This window comes from Burkholderia sp. USMB20 (assembly GCF_000949135.2).
In the GTDB taxonomy this organism is placed as follows: Bacteria; Pseudomonadota; Gammaproteobacteria; order Burkholderiales; family Burkholderiaceae; genus Burkholderia.
In genome coordinates this window covers 73,343-88,959 of the sequence record NZ_JTAN02000015.1, presented here as the reverse complement: position 1 = coordinate 88,959, position 15,617 = coordinate 73,343, and the positions used below count along the sequence as shown (strand labels likewise).

The following is a 15,617-nucleotide window of genomic DNA, read 5'->3' as shown; positions in this document are numbered from 1 at the left end:
GCAATGTCTCCTTGATGATCGTTATGGATGCCGAAATACTGTTCGGGACGACGGATGCTCAACCACGCCACGCGCCGGCATCGCGCAACAACCGCCGCGACGACGCGTAACGCAGCGTGCGGCCGACGTCGACCGTCAGCGGCCCGCGCCAGTCGAGCGCGATCTCGTAGCGCTCGCCGCGCGCGACCTCGATCTCGCGCTCGCCGTCGAACGCGAGCGTGCCGTGCTCGAACGGGATCGTCTGCCACGCATTCGGCTCGAGCCGCTCGCAGCTGCGCATCACGACACGATCGACGCGGCCGGGTGCGATCGGCGCGACGAGCGGCGTGCCGGCGGTCTTGCCGTCGGCGGCGAAGCGCATCGCGAGCCCGTGCGGCGCGCTGCGCTCGAGCGGTGCCCACGCGCCGCCGAGCGCGGACAGGCCGATGCCGTCCGGCTCCGCAAACGTCAGGTAGAGCGTGTCGATGTCGTCGGGCCCCGAGATCGCGCGCGCACCGATGAAGCGCTGGCGGGCCGCGCACACGTCGACGAGCGCGATCTCCTCGCGGCCCGCGTTCGCGCCCGCCGCGCAGCGCACGACGAGCCGCTTGTTGCGCGTGAACGCGACCTCCGCCGGCACGGCGCCGGTCGCGGCGAGTCCTGCCGCGACGCCCGCGACGGTCGCTTCGCGATGTTCGGGAAACGCATTGTTGGTGCCGGTGGACAGCGCGACGAGCGGCGTCGCGCCGCAATGCGCGGCGACCGCGCGATGCGTGCCGTCGCCGCCGAGCACGACGATCAGCGCGACTTCCATCCGGCGCATGTAGGCGGCACCGGCCTGCGTGTCGGCGACGGTGTCCGAGATCGGCAGGTCGACGAATTCGACGTCGGGCCAGCGCTCGTGCGGCGCGACCGCGCGATGCGTATCGAGCGCACGCATCAGCAGCGTCGCGATGCCCGTCTTGTCGCGCAAGGTCAGCACGCGCTCGACGCCCATCGCACCGAGGCCGGCCAGCAGGCGCACGACCATGTTGGCCTTTTCCGCCGTCGGGAATACGGATGCATGCGTCGTCAGGCGGCGAATGTCGCGCCCCGATGCGGGGTTCGCGATCACGCCGACGGTCACGGGCGTCGTCACGGGCTTGTCTCCATCCAGTGGGCCGGCGCTCGCGCGCCGGCCTTGCATGTGTCGTCCGCCGTCATCGAGGGCAGCGGATCGTCGTCGCCGACGCGATTGCGCCGGCTTGCCCGTGACATCTGCAAGCGGCGTGCCACCGTGTGTGCAATGACCGCGAAACCCGCGTGCGGACTGGCTCGGCCGGTACGCCAGGCATCGGCATCTGCTGCCGCGAGCGCCCGACGCCCTGCGAAACTGCCCGTGCGTCTCACGCGGTCGATCTCCTGGCGCGCCGGTTTCGGCGCCTTCATCCGGACCGCAATTTCGCCGGCAAGCCACGCGGCTCGCGGCGCGGCGCGCACCGCCGTGCGCCGGCCCACCGTTGCGCGCGGCCTGCCCGCGCGTCTCAGCCGCGCGAGACCGGCTGAGATACCGCTGAGACGAACGTCTCACGCCGCGCGCGTGCTGCGATGCAATGTGATCCGCGCAAGCGGATGTGCTACAAGAACATCGAATTCCCCGCCATACGGAACCGGAGCCGATCATGCCCTACGCAGTCCCCCAGGCCCAGCACGCCGACCGTGTGCTCGGCGCGCTCGCCGGACGCCTGCCCGCGCCGGCCGATTCCGCGCGTCTCGTGTCGTCGTGGCAGCGCTCGCTCGAGCGCTACGCGCTTGACCCGGCGTCGTCGATCGGCCCGCGCGTGCTGACCGCGGCCGAGCTGCGCGAGGTGCGCGACAAGGAGGAGGCCTTCCTGCGCGCATCAGGCCAGTGCCTGACGCGCCTGCACGACATGATTCGCGTCGCCGACTACTGCGTGATGCTGACCGACGCGCACGGCGTGACGATCGATTACCGGATCGACCGCGAACGCCGCAACGACTTCCGTCATGCGGGGCTGCACATCGGCTCGTGCTGGTCGGAAAGCGAGGAAGGCACCTGCGGCGTCGCGAGCGTGCTGACCGATCTCGCGCCGATCACCGTGCACAAAACCGACCACTTCCGCGCGGCCTTCACCACGCTCACCTGCAGCGCGGCCCCGATCTTCGCGCCGGGCGGCGAACTGATCGGCGTGCTCGATGCGTCGGCCGTCCAGTCGCCGGACGGCCGCGACAGCCAGCGTCTCGTGTACCAGCTCGTGCGGCAGAGCGCGGCGCTGATCGAGGATGGCTACTTCGTGCACAGCACCGCGCAGCACTGGATATTGTTCGGGCATCCGAATCGTCACTACGTCGAGGCGCAGCCCGAATGGCTGATCGCATTCGACGAATGCGGCAATATCGTCGCCGCGAACCGGACGGCGCGCGACGCGCTGCCGGCGCTGCGCGAGCCGCGCCATATCGACGAGATCTTCGATGCGACCGAGATGCCGCTGCGCGACGCCGCGCGGCTCGACGCGATCGTCGCGCTGCGGCTGCGCGCGACCGGCGCCCCGCTCTACGCACGGCTGCGCGCGCCGCTACGGCGCGCCGGCCGCGAAACCGGCACGGCACGGGCCGCCCCGGCATCGCGCCGCCCCGGCACCGCGCAGCGCCACGTCGGCGCGCTGACGCCGTTCCTGCACAGCAGCGACGCGCGCGTCGCGCAGCAGGCCGAACTCGCGCTGCGTGTCGCGAGCAAGCGGCTGCCGATTCTCGTGCTCGGCGAAACCGGCGCGGGCAAGGAAGTGTTCGCCCGCGCGATCCACGACGCCGGTGCGCGACGCGCACGGCCGTTCGTCGCGGTCAACTGCGGCGCGCTGCCCGAGGCGCTGATCGAAAGCGAGCTGTTCGGCTATGCGGCCGGTGCGTTCACCGGTGCGCGCAAGCACGGCGCGCGCGGCAAGATCGCGCTCGCCGACGGCGGCACGCTGTTCCTCGACGAAATCGGCGACATGCCGCTCACGCTGCAGACGCGCCTGCTGCGCGTGCTCGCCGACGGCGAGGTCGTCCCGCTCGGCAGCGATACGCCGGTGCGCGTCGATCTCGACGTGATCTGCGCGACGCACCGCGATCTCGCGCGGATGGTGGCCGACGGCACGTTCCGCGAGGATCTGTATTACCGGCTGAGCGGCGCGACGTTCGAACTGCCGCCGCTGCGCGAGCGCGCGGACGTGCGCGACGTGATCGCCGCGGTGTTCGCCGAGGAAGCGCAGGCGACCGGCCATGTGCTCACGCTCGACGCGACGCTCGCCGAGCAGCTCGCCGCGTATCCGTGGCCCGGCAACGTGCGGCAGCTGCGCAACGTGCTGCGCTATGCGTGCGCGGTGTGCGACGCCGCACGCGTGACGCGGCGCGACCTGCCCGCCGATCTCGCCGCGCAGCTCGGCGCCGGGCCGCCCGGCGCGCTGCCGGACGACGAACGCGGCCGCATCGTCGCGGCGCTCACCGCGCATCGCTGGCGGCCGGACGCTGCCGCGCAGGCGCTCGGCATCTCGCGCGCGACGTTGTACCGGCGGATCGCGAAACACCGGATCGTCGCACCGCACCGCCTCTGAAGCATTGGGCTCGCGCGATGCGTCGGCACGCGTCGCATCACGCGGCGCGCGCGACCGCTTCGGTCGTGCCGCCGTCCCGGCCGGCCGCTTCATCGCGCCGCGTGAACACCTCGTGCGCGGCGAACAACGCGTTGAGGGCGGCCGGAAAACCCGCGTAGACGGCCATCTGCATGAACACCTCGACGATCTCGTCGCGCGTGCAGCCGACGTTCAGCGCCGCCTCGACATGCACCTTCAGTTGCGGCTGCGCGTTGCCGAGCGCGGCCAGCGCGGCGATCGTCGCGATCTCGCGCGCTTTCAGGTCGAGCTGCGGCCGGCTGTAGATGTCGCCGAAACCGAATTCGACGATCAGCCGCCCGAAGTCCGGCGCGATCGGCGCAAGCGACGCGATCACGCGTTCGCCCACTTCGCCGTCGATTTCCTTCAGCTTGTTCCAGCCGCGCGTGTAGCGATCTTCAACGAGTCGTTCCATGGTGTCCGTCCTGTTCCGAGAATGAGTGAGTAGGGTTCGCCCGTCGTCCCGTCTCGCGTTCCTGCGTCTCGTAGTACGTGATCTTGTCGCCGATCGCGTCGAGGCTCGCCTGCAGCTCCGCGATATGCGCGCGCACCACGTCGCGATGCGCGGCCAGCAGGCGCCGCCGCGCACCGAACGTCGACTCGCCTTGCGCACGTAGCGCCGCGAACTGCTGCATCTGCGCGATCGGCATGCCGGTCGCCTTCAGGCGCATCACGAAGTCCAGCCAGTCAAGATCGGCCGGCGCGTAGAGCCGGTGCCCGGCCGCCGTGCGCGAAATCGCGCGCAGCAGGCCGGCCTGCTCGTAATACCGCAGCGTATGCGTCGACACGCCGATCAGTTCGGCGACTTGCCCGATCGTGAGCGGACCGGCGGCGGAAGGTCTGGATACGGTTTTCGACATGGCAGGAACAAGGTTAGGAGTTAGAGTTCACTCTAAGTCAAGCGTTGTCGCACGGCCAAGTACAACAATTTGGAATCCCCGCCGCGGACACCGTAAAGAATGGTCAAAACGGCCACCCGACGCGCTTTCCGTCTTTACAGCGACGCAAGCCTTCAGCAAGATTCGGTCAGCCTGTCTCAAAAAGGGCATGCATTTGTCCTATGCTTAACGGCGACGCCCGGCCAGGTCTCGCCCCGCCGTCCGTTGCAACAGCCATTCATCCGTCAGAACCAGGGAGCCTTTGCCATGCTGAAAAAGCTGCTGATGCTGTTCGTCGCGCTATCGCTGTCGCTTGCCGCCGGCCTCGCCGCGGCCGTCGAAGTCAACACGGCCGACCAGGCCGCGCTCGAATCGGTGAAGGGCCTCGGCCCCGTGAAGTCGAAGGCGATCATCGACGAACGCACCAAGAACGGCCCGTTCAAGGACGCGGACGATCTCGCGAACCGCGTGAAGGGTCTCGGCACGAAGTCGGTCGGGCATCTCGAGGAAAACGGCCTGACGATCGGCGGTTCGTCGACGCCGCCGAAGGGCGTGAAGCTGTCGAAGCCCGCCGCGACGACCTCGTCGACCACGTCGGCCACGACGCCGGCAGGCACCGCTCCGACGTCGACGACCGCGACGACCGCGACGGCCGGCACGACGGCGACGGCACCCGCACCGGCCGCGAGCGCTCCGGAAGCGGCGACCAAGCCGGCCAAGGGCAAGCGCGCCTCGAAGAAGGAGAAGGCGGCCGCAGCCGCGGCGGCCTCCGCCGACGCGGGCGCGAGCGCGAGCGTGCCGGCCGCAGCGTCGTCCACGAAGGCGACGAAGGGTTCGAAGAAGAAGAGCAAGAAGGACAAGGCAGCCTCCGCCGCCGCGGCGTCGGGCGCCTGATGTGCGCCGCGTGCGCGATGGCGTGCGCGCGGCATTCGATCAACGGGCGCCGTCGTCACGGCGCCCTTTTCAGTAAAGGTGAAGAACCATGGGTCTCCTCGATATCGTTGGCGGTCTGCTCGGCGGCCAGGCCGGCGGCAACTCGCAAAGCGCGCTGATCGCGACCGCGCTCGAATTCATCAACAACCAGCCGGGCGGGCTGAACGGCCTGATCGAGAAGTTCCAGAAAGGCGGCGCCGGCGACGTGATCGGCTCGTGGGTCGGCACCGGCGAAAACCAGCCGATCTCGCCCGACACGCTGCAGAACGTACTCGGCTCGGACGTCGTCGGTTCGCTCGCCAGCAAGATCGGCATCGATCCGGGCCAGGCCTCGTCGATCCTCGCGCAGGTGCTGCCGCACGTCGTCAACAGCGCGACGCCGAACGGCGAAGTGCCGGCCGGCGGCCAGATCGACACGTCGAACGTGCTCGGCACGCTCACGCAGCTCGCCGGCATGTTCGGCGGCAACAAGCAAGGCTGAGCCGCGCCGGCTAACGGCCTCGGCGGCGGTTTCGGCCGCCCCATATGCAAACACCCCGCCTGAGCGGGGTGTTTGTTTTTGCGTGCCCGGCGCGAACCGGGCACGCGGCCGATGGCCGGCGATCAGTGCACGACGCGGTCGAACACGAACTGGCCGTCGTTGACGTCGACCGGGATCACGTCCTTCGGACCGAAGCGGCCCGCGAGGATCAGCTTCGCGACCGGGTTCTCGATCTCCTGCTGGATCGCGCGCTTCAGCGGCCGCGCGCCGAACACCGGATCGTAGCCGACCTTCGCGATCTGTTCGAGCGCCGCCGGCGACACATCGAGCGCCATGTCGAGCTTCGCGAGCCGGTCGTGCAGGCGCGCGAGCTGGATCTTCGCGATCGACTCGATGTTGCTGCGATCGAGCGCGTGGAACACGACGACGTCGTCGATCCGGTTCAGGAACTCCGGACGGAAGTGCTGCTTCACTTCGAGCCACACGGCGTCCTTGATCTCTTCCTGCGGCGAACCCGTCATCGCCTGGATCACCTGCGAGCCGAGGTTCGACGTCATCACGATCACCGTGTTCTTGAAGTCGACCGTACGCCCCTGCCCGTCGGTCATGCGGCCGTCGTCGAGCACCTGCAGCAGCACGTTGAACACGTCCGGATGCGCCTTCTCGATCTCGTCGAGCAGGATCACGCTGTACGGCTTGCGGCGCACGGCTTCCGTCAGGTAGCCGCCTTCCTCGTAGCCGACGTAGCCCGGCGGCGCGCCGATCAGCCGCGCGACGCTGTGCTTCTCCATGAACTCGCTCATGTCGATGCGGATCAGGTGCTCTTCGGAATCGAACAGGAACGACGCCAGCGCCTTGCACAGCTCGGTCTTGCCGACCCCCGTCGGGCCGAGGAACAGGAACGAGCCGTACGGACGGTTCGGATCGGCGAGACCCGCGCGCGAACGACGGATCGCATCCGCGACCGCGCTGATCGCCTCGTCCTGGCCGACCACGCGCTCGTGCAGCTTTTCCTCGATGTGCAGCAGCTTCTCGCGTTCGCCCTGCATCATCCGCGACACCGGAATCCCGGTTGCGCGCGACACGACTTCCGCGATTTCTTCGGCGCCGACCTGCGTGCGGAGCAGCCGCGGACGCGTCGGGTTGTGCTGCTCCTGCTCTTCGGCCTGCGTGACCTGCTTCAGTCGCGACTCGAGTTGCGGCAGCTTGCCGTACTGCAGCTCGGCGACCTTCTCCAGCTTGCCTTCCCGCTGCAGACGCGCGATGTCGGCGCGCACCTTCTCGATCTCTTCCTTGAGCTGCGCGCTGCCCTGCACCGCGGCCTTCTCGGCGGTCCAGATCTCTTCCAGGTCAGCATATTCGCGACCAAGGCGCTCGATCTCTTCCTCGATCAGCTGCAGGCGCTTCTGCGACGCTTCGTCCTGCTCCTTCTTCACGGCCTCGCGCTCGATCTTCAGCTGGATCAGCCGGCGATCGAGCTTGTCCATCTCTTCGGGCTTCGAATCGATTTCCATCTTGATCTTCGACGCAGCCTCGTCGATCAGGTCGATCGCCTTGTCCGGCAGGAAACGATCGGTGATGTAGCGATGCGACAGCTCGGCCGCGGCGACGATCGCCGGGTCGGTGATGTCGACGCCGTGGTGCAGCTCGTACTTCTCCTGCAGCCCGCGCAGGATCGCGATCGTCGCCTCGACGCTCGGCTCGTCGACGAGCACCTTCTGGAAGCGACGCTCGAGCGCGGCATCCTTCTCGATGTACTTGCGGTATTCGTCGAGCGTGGTCGCGCCGATGCAGTGCAGCTCGCCGCGCGACAGCGCCGGCTTCAGCATGTTGCCCGCGTCCATCGCGCCTTCGGCCTTGCCGGCACCGACCATCGTGTGGATCTCGTCGATGAACACGATCGTCTGGCCTTCGTCCTTCGCGATGTCGTTGAGCACGGCCTTCAGGCGCTCCTCGAACTCGCCGCGATACTTCGCGCCGGCGAGCAGCGCGGCCATGTCGAGCGACAGCACGCGCTTGCCCTTCAGCGTCTCGGGCACTTCGCCGTTGACGATCCGCTGCGCGAGCCCTTCGACGATCGCGGTCTTGCCGACGCCCGGCTCGCCGATCAGCACCGGGTTGTTCTTGGTGCGGCGCTGCAGGATCTGGATCGAACGGCGGATTTCGTCGTCGCGACCGATCACCGGATCGAGCTTGCCCGCGCGGGCGCGCTCGGTCAGGTCGACCGTGTATTTCTTCAGCGCCTCGCGCTGGCTTTCCGCGTCCTGGCTGTGCACCTGCGAGCCGCCGCGCACCGCGGCGATCGCGGCTTCGAGCGCCTTGCGCGTGAGGCCGTGCTGGCGGGCCAGCTTGCCGGCTTCGCCCTTGTCGTCGGACACGGCGAGCAGGAACATCTCGCTCGCGATGAACGTGTCGTTGAGCTTCTGCGCTTCCTTGTCGGCCTGGTTCAGCAGCCCGGCCAGCTCCCGGCCGATCTGGATGTCGCCGCCCGTGCCCGTCACTTGCGGCAGGCGCGAAATGGCTTCGTTCAGCGCGCCTTGCAGCGCCTGCACGTGAACGCCCGCGCGCGACATCAGCGAGCGGGCGGAGCCGTCCTGCTGCGCGACCAGCGCCGCCAGCACGTGAACGGGTTCGATGTATTGATTGTCGCGCCCTGCCGCGAGGCTTTGCGCGTCAGAGAGTGCTTCCTGGAACTTGGTGGTGAGCTTGTCGATTCTCATTTGGTGAGACCTCCAATTTTCGATTAACACCAAGATGAGGATGGTTATACGGGTTTCAAGCGAAATTCGGGTTGATTCAACGCAAAAATCGCCGGGCGGCAACGCGACGGCCTGCGGGCGGGCCGCAGCGCGGACGGCGGGGATGGCGCCGGCGTGTCAGTCGCCCCTCGACGATGATTCGGCGGCCGCCGGCGCGTCATCCCCGAACGGTTCGGCGCGCACCAGCGCGATCGGACGAATGCCCAGCAGCGCGGCGAGCGGCGACGCGGGCACGCTCAGCTCGCCGAGCGTGTGGCGGTCGAGCTCGGCGAAGAATGCGTCGCGCGCGGCCGCCAGCACACCCTTCAGGCGGCATTGCGGCTCGATCACGCAGCCGCGCGCCTCGTCGCCGTCGGCCACGAAGCAGCCGACCAGCGCGAAATCGTTCTCGGTCGCGCGCACCACCTGGCCGACCGTCAGCTTCAGCGATTCGGGGAACAGCCGCAGCCCGCCGTTGCGGCCGCGCACGGTGTCGACCCAGCCGAGCTCGCCGAGCTGCTGCACGACTTTCATCAGATGGTTCTTCGAGATGCCGTAGGCGTCCGAGATCTCCTGGATCGTCGCGAGCCCCTCGCCGCGCACGGCGAGATACAGCATGACGCGCAGCGAGTAGTCGGTGTAGTCGGTGAGTCTCATGAGCAGATACGGAAAATCGTCGATCGTGCCCCGCTCGGGCGAAGCGGGTCGATCGGAACACGCGCCGGGGCGGCTGTCGAGGCCACTGACGACGCCGGGTTGCCGGGACGGCCTGCGCGCAATAAGATGCATGACATCTGCGCATTTTTCAGGCAGGGGTGGACGCTATTTTGCGTCAAAATTCCGTCGGCGTCCTGCGCGTTACCCCGCCGCCGTTCCGCCGACACGTCACCGATGCCCTGAATTTCCCGGCCCTTTTTTGCCATGACCGCCCTGCCCGCCACGCCCGATACCGCTCCGGCCCGCCTGCGCGACGCCGAACCGACCGAAGACAACATCCGCGACCTCGTGTACGCGTTCTACGACCGCGTGCGCGCCGATCCGCTGCTCGGCCCCGTGTTCGACGCGAAGCTGGACGGCCGCTGGGACGACCATCTGCCGAAGATGGTGAGCTTCTGGTCGAGCCTCGTGCTCGGCACCAAGAGCTATCGCGGCAACGTGCAGCAGGCGCACCAGCCGCTCGACGGGATCGAGCCCGCGCATTTCAGCCGCTGGCTGTCGCTGTTCCTGAAGACCGTCGAGGGGCGCTACACGCCGCCCGCGGCCATCCGCTTCATGGAGCCCGCGCTGCGGATCGCGCAGAGCCTGCAGTTGAGCCGCTTCGGCTGGGATTACCCGATTCCGCCCGAGCAGCAGGCGCTGCTCGACGCGATCGCGCCGCGCCGCCGCGACACGGGCGACGATCCGCATGCGCTGCCGTCACGCGCCCGCGGCGAGCCGTTTCCGACGAGAATCATCGGACGCGGCACGGATCCGGACGCCTGATACGACGATTCGCGGCGCTCGAACCCGCGAGCGCCTGCGGCACATCGCCGCACGACGCGAACGCCGAGCTCAACGCGGCGTGTTGCCCGATTCGACGCCCCAGCGCGCGAGTGCCGCATCGTCGGTACTGCGGGCATCGACCCAGCGCTCGCCGTCCGGCGTCGTTTCCTTCTTCCAGAACGGCGCCTCGGTCTTCAGGTAGTCCATCACGAATTCGCACGACGCGAACGCGTCGCCGCGATGCGACGCGACCGTCGCGACCATCACGATCTGGTCGAGCGGCAGCAGCCGGCCGACGCGGTGCACGATCGCGACGTCGATCCCGGGCCAGCGCCGGCCGGCCTCGGCGGCGATCTTCTCGAGCGCCTTCTCGGTCATCCCCGGATAGTGCTCGAGTTCCATCGCGGCGACCGAATCGCCTTCGTTCAGGTCGCGCACGGTGCCGACGAAGCATGCGACCGCGCCGATCTTCGGGTTGCGCGCGCGCAGTGCCGCGACTTCGGCGTTCAGGTCGAAGTCGTCGGTCTGGATTCGTATCGTTGCCATCATCTGCCTCTGTCGACCAGAGTTAGCGCTTTAGCGCTTACTCTGGTCCCATGCTTCGCGGTCGACCAGAGTTAGCGCTTTAGCGCTTACTCTGGTCCCATGCTTCGCGGTCGACCAGAGTTAGCGCTTCAGCGCTTACTCGGGTCCCATGCTTTGTGGTCGACCAGAGTTAGCGCTTTAGTGCTTGCTCTAGTCCGATGCGTCGCGGTCGACCAGAGTTAGCGCTTTAGCACCTACTCCGGTCCCATCCAAAGCTCAACCGCCCGTCACCGGCGGAAAAAACGCGACCTCGCAACCGTCGGTGAGCCGCGTATCGGGATCGGTCATCTCGTGATTGCATGCCATGCGCAACGCGCGCCCTTCGGCGAGCGTTTCGGCCCACGCGCCGCCACGCAGGCGCAGCCAGGCGCGCACGTCGCCGACGGTCGTCACGCCGTCCGGCACGTCGGCGTGCTCGTCGGACACGCCCAGCGCCTCGCGCACGCTTGCAAAGAATTTCAGCTGAATCTTCATAAGTCGGGAAGCCGTCGTATTACGACAGCAGTTCGGAAAACGGAATGAAACGCACGGTCTCGCCCGCGCTGATCGCGTGCTGCGGCGGATTGTCGATCAGTCCGTCGCCCCAGACCGTCGACGTCAACACCGCCGAGCTCTGGTTCGGGAACAGGTCGAGGCCGCCGGCCGCGTTGACGCGCGCGCGCAGGAATTCGTTGCGCCGGTCGCCCTTGCCTTGCGAGAAGTCCGCGCGCAGCGACAGCGCGCGCGGCGCGACGTCGCGCACGCCGGACAGGCGCAGCAGGAACGGCCGCACGAACAGCAGGAACGTGACGAAGCTCGACACGGGGTTGCCCGGCAGCCCGATGAAATGGGCGTCGGGACGCGCGTCGCCGCGACGCACCGCGCCGAACGCGAGCGGCTTGCCCGGCTTCATCGCGATCTGCCACAGCGCGAGCCGCCCTTCGGCCTCGACGGCCGGCTTCACGTGATCCTCGTCGCCGACCGATACGCCGCCGCTTGTCAGGATCACGTCGTGATCGCGCGCGGCCTCGCGCAGCGTGTCGCGGGTCGCCGCGAGCGAGTCGGGCACGATCCCGTAATCGGTCACGTGGCAGCCGAGCCGCTCGAGCAGCCCGCGCAGCGTGAAGCGGTTCGAGTTGTAGATCGCGCCGGGCTTCAGCGGCTCGCCCGGCATCGTCAGTTCGTCGCCGGTGAAGAACACCGCGACGCGAATCCGCCGCGCGACCGACAGCTGCGCGCAGCCGACCGACGCGGCCAGCCCGAGCGCCTGCGGCGTGAGCCGCGTGCCGGACGGCAGGATCACCGAACCCTGGCGGATGTCCGCGCCCTGCGCGGTGATCCATTCACCGGCCTTCGGCGTGTGCAGGATCTCGACCGCATCGCCGTCGGCCGACGTCTGTTCCTGCATCACGACGGCGTCGGCGCCGGCCGGCACCGTCGCGCCGGTGAAGATCCGCGCGGCCGTGCCCGCCGCGAGCGGCGCGGCCGGATGGCCGGCCGGAATCCGCTGCGACACCGGCAGGCGCCGCTCGCCGTGCAGCAGGTCGGCGACGCGCACCGCGTAGCCGTCCATCGCGCTCGTATGCATCGGCGGCACGTCGAGCGGCGAGCTCACGTCGGCCGCCAGCACGCGGCCGAGCGCATCGAGCGTGGCGACAGTTTCCGCGCCGGGCAGCGGCTTCGCGGCTTCGAGCAGCGCGGCGAGCGCCTCGGCGGTCGACAGCATCGGCGCGCGCGGCGCCGCGGGATTCGGATTCGACATCGATGGAATCGGGGAAACGTTGGAGTCAATACGTCATTGTAGCGACGCCGTCGCGCCCACGCGCGATATGCCGGACATGCGGCAACTGTGATCGGCGCGAACACGCGGCACTGGCACTCGTTTCGATTTACTTGTTTCGATTCGCGCGCCGTCGGACGGCGCGCCCGTGCGCGGCCGCCGCCCAACCCAAACAAAACGGCCGGAACCCCGATCCGTGCGACGAATCGGCATTCCGGCCGTGCTGCGCCGCCGGGCTTGCGACCCCGCGGCACGGTGCTGCCCCGGTGCTACCCCGCGGGCTACGTCACGCGCCCGTATGCGCGACGATGAAGTCCTTCACCTGCTGCGCGTCGGCCTTCACGACCTCGAAACGCTGCGGCAGCGCCTCGAGCCCGTCGAATGCGGCCGGCCGCTCGGCCTCGCGATCGAGCGCTTCGCGGATCGTCTCGCCGAACTTGATCGGCTGGGCCGTCTCGAGCACGACCATCGGCACGCCCGCGTCGAGATGCTCGCGCGCGACCTTCACGCCGTCGGCCGTGTGCGTATCGATCATCGTGTCGTAGCGCGAGAACACGTCGCGGATCGTCGCGATACGGTCCGTGTGGCTGCTGCGGCCCGACACGAAGCCGAACTCGGCGACGCGCGCGAAATCGCCGCTCGCCGCGAGATCGAAACCGCCCTTCTCCTCGACGTCGCGGAACAGCTGCATCACGCGGGCCGGATCGCGGCCGAGCAGGTCGAACACGAAGCGCTCGAAGTTCGACGCCTTCGAGATGTCCATGCTCGGGCTGCTCGTGTGATAGGTGTTTTCCGCGCTGCGCACGCGGTATGCGCCGGTGCGGAAGAACTCGTCGAGCACGTCGTTCTCGTTGGTCGCGACCACGAGCTTCGCGATCGGCAGGCCCATCATCCGCGCGATGTGACCCGCGCAGACGTTGCCGAAGTTGCCCGACGGCACCGTAAATGACACGCGCTCGTCGTTCGACGTCGTCGCCGCGAAATAGCCCTTGAAGTAGTACACGACCTGCGCGACGACGCGCGCCCAGTTGATCGAGTTGACCGTGCCGATCTTCTGCTGCGCCTTGAACGCGTGATCGTTCGAGACGGCCTTCACGATGTCCTGGCAGTCGTCGAACACGCCTTCGACCGCGAGGTTGAAGATGTTCGGATCCTGCAGGCTGAACATCTGGGCGGTCTGGAACGCGCTCATCTTCTTGTGCGGCGACAGCATGAACACGCGCACGCCTGCCTTGCCGCGCATCGCGTACTCGGCCGCGCTGCCGGTGTCGCCCGACGTCGCGCCGAGGATGTTCAACGCTTCGCCGTGCTTCGCGAGCGTGTACTCGAACAGGTTGCCGAGCAGCTGCATCGCCATGTCCTTGAACGCGAGCGTCGGGCCGTTCGACAGTTCGAGCAGCGACAGCGCCGCGCCGTTCTCGGTGCCGAGCGTCTTCAGCGGCGTGATGTCGGACGCGTTCTCGCCGTGGCGCGTGTTGCTGTATACGGCGGCCGTATAGGTGCGGCGCGTGATCGCGCGCAGGTCGTCGGCCGGCACGTCGTCGCAGAACTTCGACAGGATCTCGAACGCGAGATCCGCGTACGGCAGCGTGCGCCAGCGCGCGAGTTCGTCGGCCGACACCTGCGGGTACTCGGCCGGCAGGTACAGCCCGCCGTCCTTCGCAAGGCCGCCGAGCAGGATGTCGGAGAACGTGTGGCGCTCGCCGATGCCGGCACCGCGCGTGGAGATGTAGTTCATGTCGTTCCTGGTCCTCAGTTCAGCGCTTCCATGCGCAGCTTCGTCACCTTCGAGACCACCGTCGCGAGGCTCTCGATCTGCGCGATCGCCGCGTTCACGTGCTTCTCGAGCGTCTCGTGCGTGATCAGGATGATGTCGGTTTCGCCGTTCGCGTCGTCGACCTGCTCCGATTCCTTCTGCAGCAGCGCGTCGATCGAGATGCCCGTGGCGGCGAGGATGCGCGTGATGTCCGCGAGCACGCCGGTCTGGTCGGCCACGCGCAGGCGCAGGTAGTAGCCGCTCGTCACTTCCTCGATCGGCAGGATCGGCGTGTTCGACAGGCTGTCCGGCTGGAACGCGAGATGCGGCACGCGATGCTCGGGGTCGGCCGTGTGCAGGCGCGTGACGTCGACGAGATCCGCGACGACCGCCGACGCGGTCGGTTCCGCGCCCGCGCCCTTGCCGTAGTACAGCGTCGTGCCGACCGCGTCGCCGTGCACGACGACCGCGTTCATCGCGCCCTCGACGTTCGCGAGCAGGCGCTTCTCCGGAATCAGCGTCGGGTGCACGCGCAGCTCGATGCCCTTTTCGGCGCGGCGCGCGATGCCGAGCAGCTTGATCCGGTAGCCGAGCTCTTCCGCGTAGCGGATGTCGGTCGCGTCGAGCTTGCTGATGCCTTCGACGTAGGCACGGTCGAACTGGACCGGCACGCCGAACGCGATCGCGCTCATGATGGTCGCCTTGTGCGCGGCGTCGACGCCTTCGATGTCGAAGGTCGGATCGGCTTCCGCATAGCCGAGCTCCTGCGCGGCCTTCAGCGCGGTCGCGAAGTCGAGGCCGCGGTCGCGCATTTCCGACAGGATGTAGTTCGTCGTGCCGTTGATGATGCCGGCGATGTACTGGATGCGGTTCGCGGTCAGGCCTTCGCGCAGCGCCTTGATGATCGGGATGCCGCCGGCGACGGCCGCCTCGAACGCGACCATCACGCCCTTCTCGCGCGCGGCCTCGAAGATCTCGGTGCCGTGCACCGCGAGCAGCGCCTTGTTCGCCGTCACGACGTGCTTGCCGTTCGCGATCGCGCGCAGCACGAGCTCGCGTGCGATGCCCGTGCCGCCGATCATCTCGGCGATGATCGAGATCGACGGATCGTCGACGACCGCGTTGAAATCGTCGGTGATCTGCGCGGCGCCGGCGTTACCGCCGAGCGCGGCCTGCGCCTTGGCCGGATTGCGCACGGCAATGCGCGCGATCTCGATGCCGCGCCCCGCGCGTCGCTTGATTTCTTCCTGGTTGCGGTGCAGCACCGTGAAGGTGCCGCTGCCGACGGTGCCGAAGCCCAACAGGCCAACTTTGATCGGTTCCATGCTGCGTGTGATCGATGAGTAAGAATTGAATGAATGCCGGGGGACGCTGTC

14 protein-coding genes are annotated in these 15,617 nt (G+C 68.3%); 4 read left to right on the top strand and 10 right to left on the bottom strand.

Annotated features, from left to right (window positions below; translation table 11 throughout):
• Nucleotides 1–58 precede the first annotated feature (58 nt).
• Entirely contained in the window at nt 59–1,117 is a 1,059-nt protein-coding gene (locus tag PL79_RS19610; protein ID WP_044847258.1) for an ATP-NAD kinase family protein, read from the bottom strand.
• Between the two features lie 523 nt (nt 1,118–1,640).
• On the opposite strand from PL79_RS19610, the gene PL79_RS19605 reads away from it, so the two are divergent.
• Nucleotides 1,641–3,572, top strand: a complete 1,932-nt coding sequence (locus tag PL79_RS19605; protein ID WP_044847256.1) for a sigma-54-dependent Fis family transcriptional regulator — start codon at nt 1,641–1,643, stop codon at nt 3,570–3,572.
• A 37-nt stretch (nt 3,573–3,609) separates the two neighbouring features.
• Here PL79_RS19605 and PL79_RS19600 read toward each other — a convergent pair whose 3' ends face one another.
• Both PL79_RS19600 and PL79_RS19595 read right to left on the bottom strand, forming a co-directional pair.
• Nucleotides 3,610–4,044 carry a carboxymuconolactone decarboxylase family protein gene (locus tag PL79_RS19600; RefSeq protein ID WP_044847255.1) on the bottom strand — a complete coding sequence of 145 codons (435 nt, stop codon included), beginning with the start codon at nt 4,042–4,044 and terminating at the stop codon, nt 3,610–3,612.
• Entirely contained in the window at nt 4,028–4,489 is a 462-nt protein-coding gene (locus PL79_RS19595) for a MerR family transcriptional regulator (RefSeq protein WP_044847254.1), read from the bottom strand. Before PL79_RS19595 ends, PL79_RS19600 begins: the two co-directional genes overlap by 17 nt.
• Nucleotides 4,490–4,774: 285 nt before the next feature.
• On the opposite strand from PL79_RS19595, the gene PL79_RS19590 reads away from it, so the two are divergent.
• Nucleotides 4,775–5,401 (top strand): ComEA family DNA-binding protein, encoded by a 627-nt coding sequence (locus PL79_RS19590; RefSeq protein WP_044847253.1) that lies wholly within the window; start codon nt 4,775–4,777, stop codon nt 5,399–5,401.
• Nucleotides 5,402–5,489: 88 nt separating this feature from the next.
• Nucleotides 5,490–5,921 (top strand): YidB family protein, encoded by a 432-nt coding sequence (locus PL79_RS19585; RefSeq protein ID WP_044847252.1) that lies wholly within the window; start codon nt 5,490–5,492, stop codon nt 5,919–5,921.
• 122 nt (nt 5,922–6,043) lie between these two features.
• On the opposite strand, the gene clpB is transcribed toward PL79_RS19585, so the two are convergent.
• Nucleotides 6,044–8,641, bottom strand: a complete 2,598-nt coding sequence (clpB, locus tag PL79_RS19580; protein WP_044847251.1) for an ATP-dependent chaperone ClpB — start codon at nt 8,639–8,641, stop codon at nt 6,044–6,046.
• Nucleotides 8,642–8,797: 156 nt separating this feature from the next.
• Nucleotides 8,798–9,316: an Rrf2 family transcriptional regulator gene (locus PL79_RS19575; protein ID WP_044847250.1), complete on the bottom strand. Its 519-nt coding sequence runs from the start codon at nt 9,314–9,316 to the stop codon at nt 8,798–8,800.
• A 264-nt stretch (nt 9,317–9,580) separates the two neighbouring features.
• Here PL79_RS19575 and PL79_RS19570 point away from each other — a divergent pair, with 264 nt between their 5' ends.
• Nucleotides 9,581–10,141 carry a group III truncated hemoglobin gene (locus PL79_RS19570; protein ID WP_044847249.1) on the top strand — a complete coding sequence of 187 codons (561 nt, stop codon included), beginning with the start codon at nt 9,581–9,583 and terminating at the stop codon, nt 10,139–10,141.
• Nucleotides 10,142–10,210: 69 nt separating this feature from the next.
• On the opposite strand, the gene PL79_RS19565 is transcribed toward PL79_RS19570, so the two are convergent.
• From PL79_RS19565 to PL79_RS19545, 5 genes are all read right to left on the bottom strand, one after another.
• Nucleotides 10,211–10,687: a molybdenum cofactor biosynthesis protein MoaE gene (locus PL79_RS19565; RefSeq protein ID WP_044847275.1), complete on the bottom strand. Its 477-nt coding sequence runs from the start codon at nt 10,685–10,687 to the stop codon at nt 10,211–10,213.
• Between the two features lie 255 nt (nt 10,688–10,942).
• Nucleotides 10,943–11,200 (bottom strand): molybdopterin converting factor subunit 1, encoded by a 258-nt coding sequence (gene moaD / locus PL79_RS19560; RefSeq protein WP_044847248.1) that lies wholly within the window; start codon nt 11,198–11,200, stop codon nt 10,943–10,945.
• Nucleotides 11,201–11,219: 19 nt separating this feature from the next.
• Nucleotides 11,220–12,467, bottom strand: coding sequence for a molybdopterin molybdotransferase MoeA (locus PL79_RS19555; protein WP_044847247.1), 1,248 nt, complete (start codon nt 12,465–12,467; stop codon nt 11,220–11,222).
• A 304-nt stretch (nt 12,468–12,771) separates the two neighbouring features.
• Complete coding sequence (gene thrC, locus PL79_RS19550; RefSeq protein ID WP_044847246.1) at nt 12,772–14,223, bottom strand: threonine synthase; 1,452 nt, start codon at nt 14,221–14,223, stop codon at nt 12,772–12,774.
• A 14-nt stretch (nt 14,224–14,237) separates the two neighbouring features.
• On the bottom strand, nt 14,238–15,566 hold the full coding sequence (locus PL79_RS19545) for a homoserine dehydrogenase (protein WP_044847245.1): 1,329 nt from the start codon (nt 15,564–15,566) through the stop codon (nt 14,238–14,240).
• Between the last annotated feature and the right edge of the window lie 51 nt (nt 15,567–15,617).